The 15,757-nt window shown below is 66.6% G+C and carries 18 protein-coding genes and 1 pseudogene; 10 read left to right on the top strand and 9 right to left on the bottom strand.

Annotated features, from left to right (window positions below; all coding sequences use genetic code 11):
- Positions 1–9 precede the first annotated feature (9 nt).
- From nusA to rpsB, 9 genes and pseudogenes are all read right to left on the bottom strand, one after another.
- Complete coding sequence (gene nusA / locus WC969_03130; protein MFA6028830.1) at positions 10–1,398, bottom strand: transcription termination factor NusA; 1,389 nt, start codon at positions 1,396–1,398, stop codon at positions 10–12.
- Between the two features lie 14 nt (positions 1,399–1,412).
- On the bottom strand, positions 1,413–1,871 hold the full coding sequence (gene rimP, locus WC969_03125) for a ribosome maturation factor RimP (GenBank protein ID MFA6028829.1): 459 nt from the start codon (positions 1,869–1,871) through the stop codon (positions 1,413–1,415).
- Positions 1,872–2,166: 295 nt separating this feature from the next.
- Positions 2,167–3,318, bottom strand: coding sequence for an RIP metalloprotease RseP (gene rseP, locus WC969_03120; protein ID MFA6028828.1), 1,152 nt, complete (start codon positions 3,316–3,318; stop codon positions 2,167–2,169).
- Positions 3,319–3,337: 19 nt separating this feature from the next.
- Positions 3,338–4,165 carry a phosphatidate cytidylyltransferase gene (locus WC969_03115; GenBank protein MFA6028827.1) on the bottom strand — a complete coding sequence of 276 codons (828 nt, stop codon included), beginning with the start codon at positions 4,163–4,165 and terminating at the stop codon, positions 3,338–3,340.
- A 96-nt stretch (positions 4,166–4,261) separates the two neighbouring features.
- A complete protein-coding gene (gene uppS / locus WC969_03110) occupies positions 4,262–5,008 on the bottom strand; it encodes a polyprenyl diphosphate synthase (GenBank protein ID MFA6028826.1) in 747 nt (248 codons plus the stop codon).
- Between the two features lie 151 nt (positions 5,009–5,159).
- A complete protein-coding gene (frr, locus tag WC969_03105) occupies positions 5,160–5,711 on the bottom strand; it encodes a ribosome recycling factor (GenBank protein MFA6028825.1) in 552 nt (183 codons plus the stop codon).
- A gap of 108 nt (positions 5,712–5,819) precedes the next feature.
- A complete protein-coding gene (gene pyrH / locus WC969_03100) occupies positions 5,820–6,533 on the bottom strand; it encodes a UMP kinase (GenBank protein MFA6028824.1) in 714 nt (237 codons plus the stop codon).
- Entirely contained in the window at positions 6,530–7,384 is an 855-nt protein-coding gene (gene tsf, locus WC969_03095) for a translation elongation factor Ts (protein ID MFA6028823.1), read from the bottom strand. Before tsf ends, pyrH begins: the two co-directional genes overlap by 4 nt.
- 246 nt (positions 7,385–7,630) lie before the next feature.
- Positions 7,631–8,326, bottom strand: a pseudogene (gene rpsB, locus WC969_03090) (30S ribosomal protein S2).
- A gap of 270 nt (positions 8,327–8,596) precedes the next feature.
- On the opposite strand from rpsB, the gene WC969_03085 reads away from it, so the two are divergent.
- The 10 genes from WC969_03085 to WC969_03040 all read left to right on the top strand — a co-directional run bounded on the left by WC969_03085 (position 8,597) and on the right by WC969_03040 (position 15,751).
- Positions 8,597–8,800, top strand: coding sequence for a hypothetical protein (locus WC969_03085; GenBank protein ID MFA6028822.1), 204 nt, complete (start codon positions 8,597–8,599; stop codon positions 8,798–8,800).
- A complete protein-coding gene (locus WC969_03080; GenBank protein ID MFA6028821.1) occupies positions 8,797–9,240 on the top strand; it encodes a hypothetical protein in 444 nt (147 codons plus the stop codon). Before WC969_03085 ends, WC969_03080 begins: the two co-directional genes overlap by 4 nt.
- Before the next feature lie 74 nt (positions 9,241–9,314).
- Positions 9,315–10,538 (top strand): outer membrane beta-barrel protein, encoded by a 1,224-nt coding sequence (locus WC969_03075; GenBank protein MFA6028820.1) that lies wholly within the window; start codon positions 9,315–9,317, stop codon positions 10,536–10,538.
- Between the two features lie 212 nt (positions 10,539–10,750).
- Entirely contained in the window at positions 10,751–11,218 is a 468-nt protein-coding gene (locus WC969_03070; protein MFA6028819.1) for a helix-turn-helix domain-containing protein, read from the top strand.
- On the top strand, positions 11,218–11,841 hold the full coding sequence (locus WC969_03065) for a mobile mystery protein B (protein MFA6028818.1): 624 nt from the start codon (positions 11,218–11,220) through the stop codon (positions 11,839–11,841). Before WC969_03070 ends, WC969_03065 begins: the two co-directional genes overlap by 1 nt.
- A gap of 201 nt (positions 11,842–12,042) precedes the next feature.
- A complete protein-coding gene (locus tag WC969_03060; protein ID MFA6028817.1) occupies positions 12,043–12,309 on the top strand; it encodes a hypothetical protein in 267 nt (88 codons plus the stop codon).
- 12 nt (positions 12,310–12,321) lie between these two features.
- Entirely contained in the window at positions 12,322–12,546 is a 225-nt protein-coding gene (locus WC969_03055) for a DUF559 domain-containing protein (GenBank protein ID MFA6028816.1), read from the top strand.
- A 232-nt stretch (positions 12,547–12,778) separates the two neighbouring features.
- On the top strand, positions 12,779–13,621 hold the full coding sequence (locus tag WC969_03050; GenBank protein ID MFA6028815.1) for a hypothetical protein: 843 nt from the start codon (positions 12,779–12,781) through the stop codon (positions 13,619–13,621).
- A 39-nt stretch (positions 13,622–13,660) separates the two neighbouring features.
- Positions 13,661–14,914, top strand: a complete 1,254-nt coding sequence (locus WC969_03045; GenBank protein ID MFA6028814.1) for an outer membrane beta-barrel protein — start codon at positions 13,661–13,663, stop codon at positions 14,912–14,914.
- A 150-nt stretch (positions 14,915–15,064) separates the two neighbouring features.
- Entirely contained in the window at positions 15,065–15,751 is a 687-nt protein-coding gene (locus WC969_03040) for a polysaccharide biosynthesis/export family protein (protein MFA6028813.1), read from the top strand.
- Positions 15,752–15,757 lie beyond the last annotated feature (6 nt).

Genomic DNA, 15,757 nt, shown 5'->3' with positions numbered 1-15,757 from the left:
GACTGCCTCCTACTTCGCGCTCCCGTCGGAAACCGGGGCTTCCTTCGTCTCGCCCTCGACCGCCGCAGGCTCCTGCGCCGCGGCGTCCTGCGCCGGCTCCTCGGAGGGGGCGGCGGCGGGGGCCGCGGGACCCATCTCCGGGTGCTCGGAAAGATATTTCTTCGCGCTCTCGACGATCTTCTCGGCCGTCTTGGGGCCGATGCCCTGGAGAGTCGTCAGGTCCTCGGGCTTGAGCGTCGCGAGGCGGCGGATGTCGTGCAGGCCGCTCTTGGTGAGGACCTCGGCGGTCTTCGGGCCGATGCCCTCGAGCTCGCGCAGGCCGACCATGACGGAGGCCTGCACCGCCTTGACCTCATCGGACTTCTGGGCCTCGGACTTCACGGAGAGGCTCCAGCCGGTGAGCTTGCAGGCGAGGCGGATGTTCTGCCCGTCCTTGCCGATGGTCAGCGCGAGCTGGTCGTTGGGGACGATGATCTCGGCCTGGCGGTTGGCCTCGTCGACGATCTTGACGCTGGAGGCCTTGCCGGGGGCGATCGCGTTGGCGATGAAGGTCGTCGTCTCCGGGGAGTGCACGATGAGGTCGATGCGCTCGCCGGAGAGCTCGTTCATGATGGAGCGGATGCGCGAGCCGCGGATGCCGACGCAGGCGCCGACCGCGTCCACCTTGGGGTTGTTGGAGCGGACGACGACCTTGGCGCGGAAGCCCGGATCGCGGACGACGTCCACGATCTCGACGATCTTCTCGCCGACCTCGGGGACCTCCATCTCGAAGAGGCGCTTGAGGAAGAGGGGGCAGGCGCGCGAGAGGACGATCTGCGGCCCGCGCTGGGCCTTGTCCACCTTGAGGATGACGGCGCGCACGCGGTCGCCGATGTTGTAGCGCTCGCGGCGGATCTGCTCGCGGACCGGGAGGATGGCCTCGGCCTTCCCCATGTCGACGATGATGTTGCGGTCCATGAAGCGGTGCACGGAGCCGCCGGCCATCTCGCCTTCCTTGGGCTTGAACTCCTCGAAGAGGTTGTCGCGCTCGATCTCGCGGATCTTCTGCACGAGGACCTGCTTCGCCGTCTGGGCGGCGATGCGGGCGAACTCGCGCGCGTCGACGGGGAGGTCGACGTCGGCGCCCAGCTCGCCGGAGACGCCGAGGGCCTTCGCTTCGGCGGCGGTGATCTCGATCTCCGCGTCGGCGACGGTCTCGACGATCTTCTTGCGCACGACGGCGCCGACCTCGGCGGTCTCGGGGCTGATCGTGCAGATGACGTTGGCGTTGCGGCCGAGGTGCTTCTTCAGCGCGCTGGCGACGGCGCCCTCGATCATCGCGAGGACCTCTTCCTTCTTCACGCCTTTCTCGCGCTCGATCTGCTCGAGGGCGAGGATGAGTTCGCTCTTCTGTGCCATGATGCCTCTCGAATTCAGACGTGGACGTCCGGCGCCAGACGCGCCTCGTCGATGTCTTCGGGGCGGACCTTGAGGGTCCGCGTCCCGGCGTCGAGGACGACGCAGCCGTCCTCGACCCCGCGCAGGTGGCCGTCGAAGTTGCGCTGGCCGTCCTGCGGGGTCTTCAACCGCATGCGCACGCGGTGGCCGTCGAAGCGGACGAAATCCTTCTCCTTCTTGAGCACGCGGTCCAGGCCCGGGGAGGAGACTTCCAGGGTGTAGGACTCCCGGATGGCCTGCGTCTCGTCGATGTAGGCCCCGACGCGGCCGGAAAGGTACTCGCAGTCGCCGAGGGTGATGCCGCCGTGCTTGTCGGCGTAGACGCGCAGGATCCAGCGGCCGCTCTCCTGGAGCCAGCGCAGGTCGACGAGCTCCATGGCCTCCTGGTTGAGGAGGGCCTCGATGCTGGCCTCGAGCGTCTTCAAGTCGGGCATGGTTCGCGTTTCCACGTCCGCATAAAAAAAAGTGGCTCGACTTCGGCCACTTTTCGCGTGACGTTGCTTACATTATAGCGCGCCGGCCCCCCTGGAGTCAAATAGAGGGGGCCGGCCCCTCACCCCGCGCTGCGCGCTCGCCCCTCCCCCGTTATACCGGGGGAGGGGCCTCATATAACAGAGGAATCGGAAGAGATCAGCCACATCGTCTCTGTGCACCAGCAAAGAAGAACCCCTCTCCCATCACATGGGAGAGGGGTCAGCGCGCTCTGCGCGCGGGGTGAGGGGTCGCGGCCTACGGCCGCGACTTCGACGGCTTCGCGGGCGCAGGGGCGGTCGTCGTGCTCTTATCAGACCCCTCGCCCGCCTGCGGGAGAGGGGTTCCCTGGGGTGAGGGGTTGCGCGATGCTCTTCGAGCATCGCGCAGCCGCACGACGTCGTTGTAGGTGGCGAAGATGAGCACCGAGACGAGGAAGACGAGCCCGATCGAGTTGGCCACGGACATGGCCTTCACCGTGAGCTTGCGGCGGCTGAGGCCCTCCCACACGTAGAGGACCGCGTGCCCGCCGTCGAGCAGGGGGACGGGGAGGAGGTTGAAGAAGCCGATGGCCACCGAGATGAGCCCGATGAGGAAGACGAGGTCCTCGAGGCCCGAGTGCGCGGCCTTCGAGACCATCTGGACGATGCCGACGGGGCCGGCGAGGTCCGGGCGCTCGCGGTGGTGGATCTTCTGCATGAGCGTCTGGACGGTGTAGGCGGTCCAGAACCAGCACTGGTGAGCGGACTCTTTGGCCGCGCGCAAAAGGCCGACGCGCGCGTAGACCATGTTCGGCATGATGCCGATGATGCCGCGCCCGCTGGCGGGATCGCGCTCGGGCTTCATGTTCGCGGAGGCGACCTTGCCCTCGTGCTCGAAGCGGATGGGGATCTCGCGCTCGGGGCTGCGGTGGATGACCGCCGCCATGTCCTTCCAGGTCTTCACCTCGAGGCCGTCGACGGCGATGATGCGGTCGCCGGGCTTGAGGCCCGCCTTCTCGGCCGGCAGGCCGCCGGCGAGCTCGCCGACGACCGGGTCCGTCGAAGGCTCCGGCATGCCGCGCGCGAAGACGACGCCGAAGAAGAGGATGAAGGCGAGGAAGTAGTTCATCGTCGGTCCGGCCGCGACGATGAGCAGGCGCTGCCACGGGGAGCGGCTGAAGTACTCGTCGGGGTGGCCCGTGCAGTCCTCGAGCGACTCGCCGGCGGGCTTCACGTAGCCGCCCAGCGGGATCGCGCAGATGGAGAAGCGGGTGTCGTGCGAGGTGACGCCGAAGATCTCGGGGCCGAAGCCGAAGGAGAAGCGGATGACGCGCACGCCGAGCAGCTTGCAGAGGAGGAAATGTCCGCCCTCGTGCAGGAAGATGACCAGTCCGAAGGTCAGAAGGACGGCGAAAGTGCTCAGGAGCATGAAGACCTCATGGTCGAGTCTATGAATTTTTACCGAGCAGGACAACGAAGTAATAAAAGAGGGGGGCGAGGAGCAGGAAGGAATCCATGCGGTCGAAGATCCCTCCGTGGCCGGGGAGCAGCGCCGAGGAGTCCTTGGCCCCGCAGGCGCGCTTGACCAGCGACTGCGCGGCGTCGGAGAACTGCGCGACGATCCCGGTCATCGCCCCGAGGAGGACCGCGCCCCAGGCGGGCATCATGTCGGGGGTCCAGCGGGAGAGTCCCCATACGACGAGCGTGCAGGCGGCGAAGCCGGCGACGGCGCCCTCCCAGGACTTCTTCGGGCTGAGGATCGGGGCCAGGCGGTGGCGGCCCATCGCGGCGCCGGCGGCGTACGCGGCCGTATCGGTGGCCCAGACGCCGGCGAAGAGGAGGAAGGTCCAGGCCTCGCCGTGCGGGGGGAGCTCGCGCAGGAGCACGAGGTGGCCGAAGGGCCAGCCCACCATGAGGATGCCCAGCAGGGTGAGGCCCGCGCGGTCGAGCGAGTGCTCGCGGCGCAGCAGCTCGCGCAGCATCACGAAGACGAAGAGGGCGCTGAGCGCGAAGGAGGAGAGGCCGACGCCCGGAGCCTGCGCGCGCGGCAGGGCCGGGCCGGAGAGCCCGACGGCCAGGGCCAGGACGGCCGCGCCAGCGGCCGTCGTCCAGGTCTGCACGCCCCGGCCGCTCGCCCACAACATGGTCGCGTACTCGCGGGCGGCCAGGGCCGCCAGAGCGGCGACGAAGAGGAGGAAGGGGAGGCTCCCCAAGTGGACGAGCCCCAGCACGAGCGGTATCCCGACGACCGCCGTTAGTAGTCTTGGCAGCAACATATTAATCGCCCCTCTCCCGCCCCGCCGGGAGAGGGGCGAGCGCGCCCTGCGCGCGGGGTGAGGGGGGGCGGCTGAGATGCGGGCTCCGAGCGCATCTCAGCCGCCCCCCTTCTGCGACTTCTCGCGCTCGCGCGCGGACTCGACTCCGCCGAAGCGGCGCTCGCGGCGGCTGAACTCGAGGATCGCCTCGACGAGGTGCTGCGTCCGGAAATCGGGCCAGAGCACGGGCGTGACGTAGAGCTCCGCGTAGGCGGCCTGCCAGAGGAGGAAGTTGGAGAGCCGCATCTCGCCGGAGGTGCGGATGACCAGGTCGAGTTCGGGGAGCGCCGCCGTGTAGAGCCGGCTCGCGAGGGACTCCTCGGTGAGCTCCCGGGCGCCCTCGCGCAGCAGCGCGTTGGCCGCGTCGACGATCTCGGCGCGGGAGCCGTAGTTGAGGGCCAGGTTGAGCGTGAGGCCGGTGTTGCCGGAGAGCCGCTCGATGGAGAGCGCGAGCCGCTTTCGCACGCCTTCGGGGAGCGCCTCGAGGCGGCCCGAGGCCGTGAGCCGCACGTCGTTGCGCTCGAGCTCGATGGTGTCCTTCTCCAGCACCGCGCCGAGCAGGTTCATGAGGTCGGCGACCTCGGCCTTGGGGCGCAGCCAGTTCTCCGTCGAGAAGGAGTAGAGGGTCAGCGCCTTGACGCCCAGCTCGCCGCATGCGCGCACCGCCTCGCGCACGGACTCGACGCCGGCCGTGTGGCCGGCGAAGCGCGGCAGGCCGCGGGCCGCGGCCCAGCGGCCGTTGCCGTCCATGATGACGGCGATGTGCTTCGGGATCTCGGTTCCGGCGGGGAGTTCGGGCTTCATCCGGTGCGTCCCTGCGAGGCCCCGACCATAAAGCCCCACCCCTGCGGGGGAGGGTTCGGGTGGGGGGGAACCTTCAGCGTTTCGGTCTTCATCAACCCCCCTCTCCTGCCACGCCGGGAGAGGGGTTGGGGGTGAGTGGGCGCGAAGCGCCTCAGATCGTCGTGATCTCTTTCTGCTTGACGGCGACCATCTCGTCGACCTGCTTGACGTAGGAATCGGTGACCTTCTGGATGGCGCCTTCGGCGAGCTTCTGCTCGTCCTCGGAGATCTCCTTGTCCTTGGCGGCCTTCTTGACCTCTTCGAGGGCGTCGCGGCGCTCGTTGCGGACCGCCACGCGGTACTCCTCGGCGATCTTGCCCACGGCGCGCACGATGTCCTTGCGCCGCTCCTCGGTCATCGTGGGCAGCGTCATGCGCACGCACTGGCCGTCGATCTTCGCCATCGCGCCGAGGTCGGCCTTGTTGAGGGCCTTCTCGATCTCGGCGAGCTGCGCCTGGTCCCAGGGCCGGACCTCGAGGGTCCGCGCGTCGGGGGCGGAGACGGCGCCGACCTGCTTGAGCGGGACGAGCTGGCCGTAGTACTCGACGCGGACGCTCTCGAGGAGGTGCGGGCTCGCGCGGCCGGTGCGCACGCGGTTGAGCTCGTCCTTGAGCTTCTCGATGCGGCCCTTCATCTTCGTCTCGGCGTTCGTCTTGAAGTCCATTCGAATCCTCTTTATCTTCCGCTTTCTCTCGGTCCGCCCCTCGCCCGCCCCGCGGGAGAGGGGCAAGCGCGCTCAGCGCGCGGGGTGAGGGGTAGGGGCCTGCGGCCCCTACTCGTGGATCACAGTCCCCACTTTGGCGCCCGAGACCGCCTTCGCGATGTTCCCTCGTCCCGCGAGGTCGAAGACGACGATGGGCATGCGGTTCTCCATGCACAGCGTCAGCGCCGTCGCGTCCATGACGCGCAGGCGCCGGCGCAGGGCCTCCATGAAGGAGACCGAATCGAGCCGACGGGCCCGCTTGTTGCGCTTCGGGTCGTCGGTGTAGACGCCGTCGACGTTGGTGGCCTTGAGCACCGCGTCGCAGCCGACCTCGACGGCGCGCAGGGCGGCCGCGGTGTCGGTCGTGAAGTACGGGTTGCCCGTGCCGCCGGCGAAGATGACGATGCGGCCCTTCTCGAGGTGCCGGATGGCCCGGCGCCGGATGTAGGGCTCGGCGAGCTTGCTGATCTCGATGGCCGTCTGCACCCGGGTGGGCACGCCCATGTCCTCGAGGGAGTCCTGCAGCGCCAGCGCGTTGATGATCGTCGCCAGCATCCCCATGTAGTCGGCGGTGACGCGGTCGATGGCCTCGCCGCGGTCCTTCTGGCCGCGCCAGATGTTGCCCGCGCCGATGACGACCGCGAGCTGGACGCCCTTGCGGTAGGCCAGGCGGATCTCCGCGCTGATGTGGCGCAGCGAGGCGGAGTCGATGCCGTGCGGCTCCTTGCCGAGCAGCGACTCGCCGGAGAGCTTCAGCAGGACGCGTCGGTGTTTCTTGGTCACTCGCCGAGCTGGTAGCGCGCCAGGCGCTTGACCTCGACTTTGCCGCCCGCCTTCTGGCCGGCTTCCTCGACGAGCTTGTTCATCGGGGTCTTGTTGTCGCGCATGCTGGGCTGCTCGAGCAGGCAGAAGGCGCCGTAGAAGAGCTTGTTGAGCTTGCCCTCGACGATCTTCGGGACGGCGGCCTCGGGCTTGCCTTCCTGCCGGATCTGGACGGAGAAGATCTCCTTCTCCTTCTCGACGTCGGCGGGGGGGACCTCGGCGCGGGTGACCCAGCGCGGGCTCATCGCGACGGTCTGCATCGCGAGCTCGCGGCCGAGCTGCGCGACGGCCTCGTGCTTGGCCGCGGCGTCGGAGGCGCAGGAGAGCTCGAGCATCGCGCCCTTCTTGCCGCCGGCGGTGTGGACGTAGTGGACGATGACGCCGGGGCCGGAGAGCTCGAAGCGCTGCAGGCGGCGCAGGACGACGTTCTCCCCGATCTTGGCGACGACGGCGGCCAGGCGCGCGGCGGCGGCCTCGGGGGCGTTCAGGCGGCCCTCGGCGACCTCGCGGGCGAGCTCGTCGGCGAGCTTGCGGAACTCGTCGGTCTTGGCGACGAAGTCGGTCTCGCAGTTGACCTCGACGATGCCGCCCTTCTTCCCGTCGGGCGTCACGGCGCAGGCGACGAGGCCTTCCTTCGTGGTGCGGGTGCTCTTCTTGGCCGCGTCGGAGAGTCCCTTCTTGCGCAGGACCTCGACGGCCTTGTCGTAGTCGCCGGCGGCCTCGGTCAAGGCCTTCTTGCAGTCCATCATGCCGGCGCCGGTCTTCTCGCGGAGCTTGAGGATGACTTCGTTGGGGTTGGTGGCGGTGCTCATGTGTTCTCCTTTAGGAAGCTGGTCCGTGCTGCGCGACGGAGCCCGCCCGTGCACGGGCGGGCTCCGTCCGCGGCGGGCTTACGCCTGAACGGTGCCCGTGGAAGCGGCGGCGGCGGCGGCGGCCTGCTCGGGAGCCTGCTCGGCGCCCTCGGCCGGCTGCTCGGGAGCGACCTCTTCGGCGCCCTCGATGGTCAGGCCCGAGCCGGCGGTCATCTGCTGCTCGGCGCCTTCGACGCTCACCGCGGCCTTCGCCTTCTCGTGGGCCTGCTTGCCCTCGTAGATGGCGTCGGCGACGACGGAGCAGAAGAGCTTGATCGCGCGGGCCGCGTCGTCGTTGCCCGGGATCGGGTGGTCGATGAGGTCGGGGTCGCAGTTCGTGTCGCAGACGGCGACGACGGGGATGCCGAGCTTGCGCGCCTCGGCGACCGCCATCTCCTCCTCGGCCGGGTCCACGACGAAGAGCGCGTCGGGGAGCTTGTTGAGCGAGCGCACGCCGGTGAGCACGCGGCGCAGCCGGGCGAGCTCCTTGACGAGGCGGGAGACCTCTTTCTTCGTCATCACGCGGAAGACGTTGTCGCGCTCGAAGGTCTCGAGCTGCTCGAGGCGGTCGATGGACTTGCGGATGGTCTCGAAGTTGGTCAGCATGCCGCCGAGCCACTTCTCGGAGACGTAGGGCACCCCGATGCGCTCGGCCTCGGCCTTCACGATGTCCTGCGCCTGCTTCTTGGTTCCGACGATGAGGAAAGTCTTGCCCTCGGCCGCGAAGTCGCGCACCCAGGCGTAGGCCTTCTTGAGCTCCTTGACCGTCTTCTGGAGGTCGATGATGTGGATGTTGTTGCGTTCGCCGAAGATGTAGCGAGCCATCTTGGGGTTCCAACGGCGCGTCTGATGCCCGAAATGCACTCCGGCCTCGAGCATCGCCTTCATCGAGATGTTGACCATGGTCTTCCTGTCTCCTTTAGTTACCGCTGTTATGTTTGACGTTCAAACCGCAGGATACGGCGTTCATCAGTGGTCCTGCGGTCCCACTGACCCTTTGAGTATAGCAAATCACCGAACCCTTCCCCACTGTCGCCCCCCTTCGGGGGGCTGTAGGGGGGAGAGCCCCTGCTCTTCCTATATGACAAAGGCGAGATCTCACGGCCATGCCCCACGCCATCATCCCGCCCCAAAGGGAATCGAAGCTGCCCGAAAACTGATAGACTCTTCATCATGCCCCGAGAGCGCAGCGACCTTCATCTCACGGTCTGTGACCGCCACTCGCCGCCCTCCGATCTCGCCTATTGGCTCGCTCAGACGCCCGAGGCGCGCCTCGAAGCCGTCGAGTTCCTGCGCGGACAATGCTTCCTCGCCATGGGGCTCACGCAGACGCCTCGCCTCGTGCGCGAGATCCGCATCGTGGAGCGTCCGGCATGAGCCCGCATCCGGACTTTCACGACTTCCTCGAAGCCCTGAACAAGAACCGCGTCGAGTTCGTCCTTGTCGGCGCCTATGCGCTCGCTTTCCATGGACACCCCCGCGCCACCGGCGACATGGACGTCTGGGTGAAGCCCACCGCCGAGAACGCCCGCCGCGTCCTGGCCGCCCTGCGCGACTTCGGCTTCTCCTCGCTCGCGCTGAAGGAGGGGGATTTCCTCTCAGGGAAAGTCATCCAACTCGGGCACCCGCCCGTCCGCATCGACATCCTTTCCGCGCTCGACGGGGTCAGCCCCGAGCACATATGGACGCATCGTCGCCCCGGCGCCCTCGGGGATATCCCCGTCTCCTTCCTCTCCCGCGAAGACCTCATCGCCACCAAACGCGCCGTCGGCCGCCATCAGGACCTCGCCGACGTCGAATCCCTCGAACAGAAGTAGCGCGGCGAGCGCCAAGCCGCCCGCCGCGCTTTCTGTTTGCAATATTCAGAGCCGCCCGTTATAATCAGCAGTCGATGAAGCTCCTCGCGACGCTTTTGACGGCGATCATGATTTCAACGGCGGCTTCCGCCGCCGACAAGCCGGGCCTCCGCCTCGGCCCCCTCGAACTCCATCCGCGCTTCAAGATCGCCGCCATGTACGATTCGAACATCTACATGGTCCCCTCCGACCTCAACGGCGTCCAGAACGGCGGCGGCGTGCGCCAGGCGTCCATCTCCGAGAACCTCTTCGGCCTCGACTTCAAGCTGCCGCTCTCCGGCATGCACTCCTTCGCAGGCGGCTACGAGATCTCGACCCTCTTCTACTCCACCATGTCGAAGGCCAACGACATGATCAGCCAGAGCGCGAAGCTCAACTACGCCTACAAAGGGCCGATGGGCCTGAGCGCCAAGCTCGGCGACAGCTTCCTCAGCACGATGGACCCCGCTTTCTCCGAGAGCGCGACGCGCGAGCGGCGCTGGCAGAACACCGCGAGCGTCGCGGGAGAATACAGCATCGGCGAAGGCCCGCTCTTCATCGGGCTCTCCGGCGAGCAGGCGACGCACAAGTACCTCACCACCACGATGGGCGCCCTGCTCAACCGCTACGAGCAGACCTTCGGCGGCAAGGTCGGCTACCGGCTCCAGCCCAAGACCCGCGCCTACGTCGTCTACCGACGGAAGATCATCCACTACTCCGTGCACTCGACGGACCAGAAGAACAACAAGGCCCACGAAGCAGGTCTCGGCATCGAAGGACGCTTCTCGCCGAAGATCACCGGCAAGCTCGAGGGCGCGATGACCATGCGCCGCTACGACAACGACGGGGTCCTCAAAACCTCCGAGACCTTCCACCGCGGCATGAGCGTCGACGCCCAGCTCAACTGGAAGCCCGAGGAGCGCTGGGACGTGTCCCTGCGCGCGGGCCGCTCCATGCAGGAATCCACCTTCCAGGCCAACCGCTTCTACACCTCGAACACGCTCGGGCTCACCTACTCGCACACGCTGCCCGAAGGGATGAGCGTCCGTCTCGATGTCGGCTTCACCAGCGACCGCTACCCGCTCGCCGCGACCGTCAACGGGAAGACCGCCAACCGCCGCGACGACATCTACCAGGAGAAGCTGGACCTCGATCAGCCCCTGCGCGAGTGGCTCAGCGTGTTCTGCACCTATCTCCACCGCCAGAAGTTCTCCAACTTCTCCGGCCAGTACAACTACGACGATCACCAAGCGTCAGCCGGAGTGAAGTTGGCGTTATAGTCTCCGTTTCCTCAACTCCTCTCCCTTCGGGGGGAGGCTGGAGGGGGAGAACCCAACGGCCTCCTGCATCATCTGCCGAATAACTTCCGCCCAAAAAACGTCGCCTCTATCTTCATCTTCTCAATCTGATATGTTTGTCTATATAATTTAGCCATTGACTTATCTGCTTTGGCATATCATAATTTAAGGGAGCAGCCGGAGGCTCATCCATCATGAAAAGAACCCGCCTTCCCGTGTCCAGCGAACTTCGACTGGAACAGATCATCGCCTACGGCCGCAGGGCGCCGGCGGGACTGGAGTCCTTGCCCGCCCACGCCCTCATCCGCATGCTGCGCCATGCATTGCGAATGACCCAGGCCCAACTTGCCGCGCGCGCCGGCCTGCCGCAATCGCACCTGGCGGTCATCGAAACGGGGAAAGTAGACCTCCAGCTCGCCACTCTGCGGAGGATCTTCAAGGCGCTGGGCGGCGATCTGATGCTCGTCGCCCGGTTCCGCAAGACCCCTGCGGCCATGCTCGAGGAACGAATCCGACAGGTCGCGCGTAATAAGGTTGCGCGCGTCGCCGGCACCATGGCGCTGGAAAAGCAGCGCCCTGGCGACGCGATGACGCGACGCCTCATAAAGGCCGAAGAGGAACGCATGCGGCGAGAGCCCTCGTCCGATATCTGGGAGGAGTGATGGTCGGCTTCGACACACCCGAAGGAGCGACTCCGATCGAGGATGCCTCAGGCCTGCTGATCGAAGGCGTCCTCACTCACGCCGACCTCAACGCGGCGGAGACGGAGAACATCCTCCGCGCCGTCAACATGCACCTGCGTCCGCGCAAGCGCCGCGCAACCCCCTGGCTGACGGAAGAGTATCTCCGCCGCGTTCACCGCGACATGTTCGACGGAGTATGGGCGTGGGCCGGCCGCTACAGAGACGCCGAACTGAACATCGGCGTCCCGGCGGCCAGTATCCGGGAGGAAGTCGCCAAGCTTTGTCAGGATGTGGCCTATTGGGACGGGCAGAAGACGAACCCGCTCTCTGTACTGGAACGCGCCGCGCGGCTCCACCACCGATTATCCTGGATACATCCTTTCCCGAACGGCAACGGGCGCCACGCGCGCCTTATGTCCGATATCTACCTGCATGTCAACGGCTGCGCTCTGCCGGTCTGGCCCGCTTCCTCGATGAGCGGTCAAGGCGACGTGCGAAAAGCATACCTTCTCGCCCTACGGAGCGCGGACCGCGGAGATTTCGCCCCATTGATCGACTACACGACACGGTTCCTGCCGGCCCCGAAGAGATCCCGCTCCTGAGCGCCCCATCTAGCCTCCTCCGGACACAGCCGAGGAGGGGGAACCCTCGACAAAGGCCCCCGGCACCCCGCCGGAGGCCTTCCGCTTTAATGGAACTTTTCCACCCCCATGTCCGTAACTTCTGAGGGGGGGAGCCGCCTTCCCGATAGGACTAAGGGCCCTTAACGGGCGCCGGGAGGAACTGCTACCATGGAAGACGAGATGAGAAAAGCCGAGCTCGACGCTCCCGTCACGAGGCGCGACGCCCTCGCCTTCGCCACCAAGAAGGACCTCGAGTCCTTCGCCACGAAGAAGGACTTCTCCCGTCTCGCCGCCGCCATCGTCAAACTCCAGACCCAAGTGCGCGCCATCGAGGACCGTCTCCCCACGCGGGCCTACCTCGAAGGACTCCGCGAATTCATGCGACAAGCCCGTCTGAACGATCACGCCGATCGTCTCAAGAAGCTCGACCCCGAAACCCGCCACTGATAGAGGCCGCACATGCCTCTGCCCTTCGCCCTCAAAAGGGGCCTGCGCTTTTTCAGTCGCAGGATGCACTCGCAAGAGGATGCCGACAGAACCAGCTTCCTCGAGCGTTCTGGCTATCGCGTCCTTCGCTTTTGGAATTCAGAAGTCCTCGACGACATCGACGCGGTCCTGACAACCATCGGCCAGGCACTCCATTCCCTCCCGCCCTCATCTCCAATCGACACCCAAAAGCCCTGAGTCAACTGAATGCTGCTTATCAGCCGCCCCTCTCCCGCCACAGCGGGGGAGGGGCAAGCGCGCTCCCGCGCGCGGGGTGGGGGCACAGCGCCTGTGGCGCTGTGCCAAAAGTCACGCCCTACCAATCCCATTAATAGGACTTTTCCGTTTGCTTTATTCCCTGAACATGAATATAATCAACGCGCTCTTATCAATTGCCTTCCGTGAACTTCCAAAGGCAATGCGAGGAAAAATGACCAAGCGCATCGCCGCACTGACCGTGTCGCTGCTCGCCGTGTTCGCCATCGACATTTTCGCGGCTCCGCCGAAGCCCGCCGCGCCGCCGGCTCCCGAGCTGAAGGTCGTCAGCTTCACCGGCAGCATCCAGATCAAATCCCCCGACGGGAAGACCGTCACCATCGAGGCCGGCAAGCCCATGCCGCCCATCCCGGCCGGCTCGCAGATCGAGGTCAAGAGCGGCCAGGCCGTCTTCCAGTCCGGCGGCACCGCCATCTCGGCCAAGGCCGGAGACTCCTTCTCGTTCAACGCCACTCCCGCCGGCGCCGGCGGCCCCCAGGCCGTCCAGATCGCCGCGACGGGCGATAAGACCGAGCTCAAGGTCACCGTCGGAAAGAGCGAGGCCGTGCTCGGCAAGGGAGACGCCATCTCCGTGGCGGCCGCCCCCGCCGGCGGCGCGGGTGCGATGCAGGTCACGGCCGGCGAAGTCTCGGTGACCTCCGGCGGACAGACCACCACCGTCGCGAAGGGCCAGACCGTCGCCGGAACGCCCGCCGGCGCGCCCGCCGCACCGGCGGCCCCTGCCGCCCCCGCGGCTCCCGCAGCGCCGGCCACCGCGCCCAAGGCGCCGGCCGCGCCCGCGGCCCCTGCCGCTCCCGCCGCCCCTGCGGCTCCGGCGGCCGCCGCCGCTCCCGCGCCGACAGGCGCGCCCTCGGCGCCCGACGCGGGCTCGACCTTCGAAGCCCCGCCGACCGTCGAAGCCCCGCCGCCCCCGCCGCCGCCGAGCCCGGTCCAGGACCAGGCCGTATCTCCGACCTGCGATCCGACGGTGTCCCCGTCGGCGCCCGGCTGCCCGTAAGCGCACGATTCCAACGACAAGACCAGGAGAACATCGATAATGAGGACATTGAAAGCCGTCATCGCGCTCGTCGCCCTCATCCCCGCGCTCGCCTTCGCGCAGGGCAAGCCGGGCATCCGCTTCGGCCCGCTCGAACTGCACCCGTACGCGAAGATCGCGGGGACCTATGACTCGAACATCTACATGGTCTCCCCGGACCTCAGCGCGGTCCAGCAGGGCGGCGGCGTGAAGAAGGCCGTCATCTCCGATAACACCTTCGGAGTCAACGCCAAGCTCGCGCTCACCAGCATGCACACCTTCGAGGGCGGCTACGAAGTGGCCGCGCTGTTCTACTCGACGATGCCGAAGGCCAACGACACCATCAACCAGAAAGCGTCATTGAACTACGTCTACAAGGGGCCGATGGGCTTGAGCGCCAAGGTTGGCGACACCTACCTCAACACCATGGACCCCGCCTTCTCCGAGAGCGCGACCCGCGAGCGCCGCTGGCAGAACACGGCGAACCTCACGGGCGAGTACTCCATCCTCGAAGGCCCCGCCTTCGTCGGCGTCAACGCCGAGCAGGTCACTCACAAGTATCTGAGCTCCTCGATGGGCGCCCTCCTCAACCGCTACGAGCAGATCTTCGGGCTCAAGGGCGGCTACAAGGTCCTGCCCAAGACCCGCGTGTACGCCGGCTACCGCCGCCAGATCATCCACTACAGCGTGCACACCGACCTGCCCAAGGACAACAAGTCGCATTTCATCGACCTGGGCGTCGAGGGGAATATCGCCCCCAAGCTCACCGGCAAGATCGAGGCGAGCATGTCCTTGCGCGACTACGACAACAACAACGCCGGCAAGAGCACGGCAACCTACGTGCACAACTGGGCGATGACGACCCAGCTCGTCTGGAAGCCGCTCGAGCGCTGCCAGACGACGCTCGGCGTGACCCGCTCCCTGCAGGAATCGACCTTTGCCGACAACCGCTACTACGAGTCCACCGCCTTCAACCTCGGCCTCACCCACAAGCTCCCCTGGAAGCTCACGGCGACCATCGGAGCCGGCGCGACCTTCGACCGCTACCCGAAGCTCTCCGCCGTCACGGTGACGGGCCCCAACGGCACCTCGGGCACGACGGTCGGGACCCGCAAGGACCACATCTACAGCCAGAACCTCGGCCTCGACTACGAGATGAAGTCCTGGGCGACGATCTTCGCGAGCTACAGCCACAAGCAGAAGTTCTCGAACTTCTCCGGCCAGTACAACTACTGCGACCATCAGGTGTCCGCAGGCGTGAAGCTGGCCCTGTAGACCGTTTCCCTATCTCCCTTCCCTGCGGGGAAGGGCTGGGTAGGGGGGAACAGAAAGGCCCCCGGCTCCAGCCGGGGGCCTTCCCTTTTTAGTGACGCAGGTCACTTTAAGTACGCGCGCGCACGCGCGCGTACTTAGTATAATAAGCTCATGAGCCGAGAACTCCGCCTCCTCCCCATCATTTTCCTCCTTGCCGGCTGTTCGACCCTCTCCCAATCGACATCCGCATCAAATCCGACTCCCTCCGCCGACGCGCCAGCGTCGGCGGACAAGCAGACCGCCGCCGAGGCCGCCGCCATCGCCTCCGTCCTCCAGCAGCTCAAGCAGAAGGGCTCCGACTACAAGATCGGCGCCGCCGACCTCGTCGAGATCACCGTCTACCGCGAGGAGGAGCTCAACCGCACCGCCCGCGTCAGCCAGAACGGCAGCATCTCCCTGCCTCTCGTCGGCGCCGTGCAGGTGGGGGGGAAGACCCCCGCCGAGGCCGAGACCTACATCGCCGGCAAGCTCAAGGACTTCCTCGTCAGCCCGCAAGTCACCATCTTCATCAAAGAGTACGGCAACAAGAAGGTCTTCGTCCTCGGCGAAGTCACGAAACCCGGCTCCTACGAACTTCCACCGGAATCGAAGCTCACCGTCCTCGAAGCCATCTCTCTCGCGGGCGGCTTCACCCAGGTCGCGGCCAAGGACCGTACCAAGGTCATCCGCACGACCTCCGACGGCAGGAGCCAGAATCCGACCGTCGAAGTCTCCGCCATCACGACGCGGGGAGAGAAGAACAAGGATCTTCCTCTTGAGCCGAACGACGTCGTCTACGTCCCGCAGAGCTTCTTCTGACGCACG

Source organism: Elusimicrobiota bacterium (assembly GCA_041660925.1).
GTDB lineage: Bacteria > Elusimicrobiota > Elusimicrobia > UBA1565 > UBA1565 > JBAZUV01.
This window is presented reverse-complemented; position numbering and strand designations above follow the sequence as displayed.

Coding starts and splice junctions, on each gene's coding strand:
- nusA (MFA6028830.1), bottom strand. CDS start 1,398: ATGGCACAGAAGAGCGAACTCATCCTCGCCCTCGAGCAGATCGAGCGC.
- rimP (MFA6028829.1), bottom strand. CDS start 1,871: ATGCCCGACTTGAAGACGCTCGAGGCCAGCATCGAGGCCCTCCTCAAC.
- rseP (MFA6028828.1), bottom strand. CDS start 3,318: ATGCTCCTGAGCACTTTCGCCGTCCTTCTGACCTTCGGACTGGTCATC.
- WC969_03115 (MFA6028827.1), bottom strand. CDS start 4,165: ATGTTGCTGCCAAGACTACTAACGGCGGTCGTCGGGATACCGCTCGTG.
- uppS (MFA6028826.1), bottom strand. CDS start 5,008: ATGAAGCCCGAACTCCCCGCCGGAACCGAGATCCCGAAGCACATCGCC.
- frr (MFA6028825.1), bottom strand. CDS start 5,711: ATGGACTTCAAGACGAACGCCGAGACGAAGATGAAGGGCCGCATCGAG.
- tsf (MFA6028823.1), bottom strand. CDS start 7,384: ATGAGCACCGCCACCAACCCCAACGAAGTCATCCTCAAGCTCCGCGAG.
- WC969_03085 (MFA6028822.1), top strand. CDS start 8,597: ATGCCCCGAGAGCGCAGCGACCTTCATCTCACGGTCTGTGACCGCCAC.
- WC969_03080 (MFA6028821.1), top strand. CDS start 8,797: ATGAGCCCGCATCCGGACTTTCACGACTTCCTCGAAGCCCTGAACAAG.
- WC969_03075 (MFA6028820.1), top strand. CDS start 9,315: ATGAAGCTCCTCGCGACGCTTTTGACGGCGATCATGATTTCAACGGCG.
- WC969_03070 (MFA6028819.1), top strand. CDS start 10,751: ATGAAAAGAACCCGCCTTCCCGTGTCCAGCGAACTTCGACTGGAACAG.
- WC969_03065 (MFA6028818.1), top strand. CDS start 11,218: ATGGTCGGCTTCGACACACCCGAAGGAGCGACTCCGATCGAGGATGCC.
- WC969_03060 (MFA6028817.1), top strand. CDS start 12,043: ATGAGAAAAGCCGAGCTCGACGCTCCCGTCACGAGGCGCGACGCCCTC.
- WC969_03055 (MFA6028816.1), top strand. CDS start 12,322: ATGCCTCTGCCCTTCGCCCTCAAAAGGGGCCTGCGCTTTTTCAGTCGC.
- WC969_03050 (MFA6028815.1), top strand. CDS start 12,779: ATGACCAAGCGCATCGCCGCACTGACCGTGTCGCTGCTCGCCGTGTTC.
- WC969_03045 (MFA6028814.1), top strand. CDS start 13,661: ATGAGGACATTGAAAGCCGTCATCGCGCTCGTCGCCCTCATCCCCGCG.
- WC969_03040 (MFA6028813.1), top strand. CDS start 15,065: ATGAGCCGAGAACTCCGCCTCCTCCCCATCATTTTCCTCCTTGCCGGC.